Annotated in this window: 2 protein-coding genes; both read left to right on the top strand. The window is 33.7% G+C overall.

Translation table 11 applies throughout. The annotated features are described in order from the left end of the window. The first annotated feature begins 139 nt into the window (after positions 1–139). Positions 140–1,288 (top strand): efflux RND transporter periplasmic adaptor subunit, encoded by a 1,149-nt coding sequence (locus tag ACY2V1_RS03815; protein WP_461833471.1) that lies wholly within the window; start codon positions 140–142, stop codon positions 1,286–1,288. After that, on the top strand, positions 1,285–3,008 hold a 1,724-nt coding region (locus ACY2V1_RS03810; RefSeq protein ID WP_461833470.1), incomplete at its 3' end, for an efflux RND transporter permease subunit. The genes ACY2V1_RS03815 and ACY2V1_RS03810, both read left to right, overlap by 4 nt.

The following is a 3,008-nucleotide window of genomic DNA, read 5'->3' as shown; positions in this document are numbered from 1 at the left end:
ACTCTTAGAAAAAGAATTGAACTTAATTGATATTCAAATAAAAATAATTGACACAAAGGTGGCTATTTTAAAAAATCAGATACTATTATTTAAGGCATTAGGCGGCACTTACAAAAAGTAATAGTCCCTGGAGCATAAAATGAAAAAATCTTTTCAACTGGTTATTATATTAATTATCTTTCTAACTGGAATTACAATATTTATTTTACTGACAAAACATAAGGCAAGGCCAAAAAGTTCAATACATAAAAAGATAATACCGGTAGTAGAGGTAATTTGTGCTAAGCCAATAGATTATCAGATAATAATTGAATCAAATGGAGAAGTAAAACCCTTATCAATAGGTAACATAGTCTCTGAGGTAAAAGGCAAGGTCACCTATGTGTCTGAAAAACTAAGACAGGGTTCAATGGTAAAAAAAGGGGAATTACTCATTCAGATTGACAAAAGGGACTATGAATTTGCTCTTTCCCAGGCCATTTCTCAGTTAACACAGGCAAATTCCACATTAATAAAGACAAAGGAAGAGGCAAAGCAGGCAAAAAAAGAGTGGGAGCTTATTCATAAAGGAGAAAAAATTCCCCCACTCGCTGCAAAACTCCCTCAACTTGAAGCTGCCAGGGCAGCCTTTCTGGCTGCAACGGCCACTCTTTCCCAGGCTCGTTTAAATTTGCAGAGGACATCACTCCAAGCTCCATATACAGGAATCATAATAAAAAGAGATGTAGACATTGGAAATGTTGTATCTTATGGCCAAATCCTAGCCCAAATTTACCCAACAAAAGCAGTGGAAGTACATATTCCTCTACCGATGTCCGATGTACAATGGATAGATATCCCAGGCTACAGCGTCCCGCCATCTAGTGAAGGTTCCAGTATTTTGATTGAATATTCTATGGGAGATAAAAAAATTCAATTTACAGGCAAAATTACACACTCCATTGGGCAAATTGACAAAAATACCAGGATGTTGTATGCGATTGGGACCGTTAAAGATCCTTTTAAAAAGCTGCCCCCTCTTCTTTCAAATACCTTTGTTCACGTAAAAATAAAAGGACATATATTAAAACATGTGTTTATGTTACCATTAAAAGCGCTTTTCGAAGGACATTATGTATTAAAGGTGGTTAACAACCGTATAAAGAAAGTCAGAGTCAATATTGTTAGAATGCTTAAACGTTCTTTTATTGTTTCCCATGGTATTTTTGATAATGATCAATTAATAATAAGTCCTATATCTGGTGATGTTGATGGAATAGAAGTTAAGGTTTTGAAGAGGATAAAATGAAAACTATAATATCCTGGTTTGTTAATAATCATGTTGCTTCTAACCTTTTAGTTTTATTTGTTATAATTGGTGGAATTGTAACTATTTCAAATATAAAGATAGAGATATTTCCAGAAATTGAACTGGATAAGATATCTATATCTGTAACTTATGAGGGTGCAGCACCAGAAGAGATTGAAGATAGTATTATTCTTCCTATTGAAGAAGCTATATCAGGTCTGTCGGGAATAAAAGAAATTTCAGCTACTGCAAAAGAAGGATACGGAGTAGTTATTGTTGACGTATTAAAAAATTGGGATGTATCCAAACTACTGGATGATATAAAATCTCAGGTAGATGCTATAACCACATTCCCAGATGATGCAGATAGACCTATAGTTAAACAAATTACAATAAAAAATAAAGTAGTATATATTGCAATATATGGTAATACCGATATACATACCTTAAAATACACTGCTCAAAAAATCAAAGATGAAATCACTGCTTTAAAAGGCGTTTCACTTGCAGAAATATACGGTGCAAAAGATAATGAAATACACATAGAAGTTTCACAAGATACCCTTGAAAAATACAATTTAAGTATTCCAGAAATTGCCAGAAAAATTAAAAGTTATTCCCTTGATATTCCAGCAGGATACATAAAGTCATCTACAGAGGATATTTTAATTCGCACAAAGGGTAAAAGATATTATGCAAGTGAATTTAAATTTATTCCAATTATAACAAAACCTGACGGATCTGTGGTATATCTTAAAGATATTGCGAATATCAAAGAATCTTTTGATGATTCTGACCTGGAATTTAAATTTCAAGACATGCCAGCAGTTTTAGTGGAAGTATTTAGAATTGGAAATCAAAATGCTCTGGAAATCTCTTCTAGGGTAACTAAGTACATAGAACACATAAAAAACTCCATGCCACCAAATGTTTACATAACAAAATTCGAGGATCAATCAAGGATTCTTAAAGATCGAATGAGGCTTTTATTCAAAAATCTGGGAATGGGTCTAGTGTTAGTCATTTTAATTCTAGGGATATTTCTGGAAGCAAGGTTGGCCATCTGGGTTAGTGCAGGAATACCAATAGCTTTTATGGGTGCATTGCTTATTCTTCCCCAATTTGATGTATCCATTAACATGATATCCCTTTTTGGTTTTATAATGGTCCTTGGAATAGTAGTAGATGATGCAATAATAATTGGTGAAAATATATATACCAAAAGGCAACAAGGCCTCTCCCCTTTTGAAGCTGCAATTTACGGGGCAAATGAAGTTGGAATTGCAGTTATTTTTTCTGTTTTAACTACCGTTGCTGCTTTCTGGCCCCTTCTTTTAGGAACTGGCCACATGGGAAAATTCATGAGAAATATCCCAATTGTGGTTAATCTGGTGCTTATTGCATCACTTATAGAGGCCATTTTTATACTCCCCTGCCACCTCTATGAATCAACTAAAAAACACATCCAACCCAAGGGAAAAAGGGCAGATAAGGTATTAAAAAAGATTATAAATGGACCATATAAAAACATGCTTACCAAATGTGTTAAATATAGATATATTTCCATGGCAATAGGCCTTGTGATACTCCTTGTTTTTTTTGGTATATGGTATGGAAATATCATAAAATTTACCTTTTTTCCTAAAGTTGAAGGAGAAACTATGATCTGTTCTGTAACACTTCCCCCTGGAACCCCAGTAAGTTATACAGAAAAAATATT

This window comes from Desulfothermus sp. (assembly GCF_053993635.1).
Note: the sequence above shows the minus strand (reverse complement) of the source record. Positions and strands in the feature narration are given on the sequence as shown.

What these genes read in the sequence shown, in the direction of transcription:
- ACY2V1_RS03815 (WP_461833471.1), top strand. Translation starts at nt 140, where the DNA reads ATGAAAAAATCTTTTCAACTGGTTATTATATTAATTATCTTTCTAACT.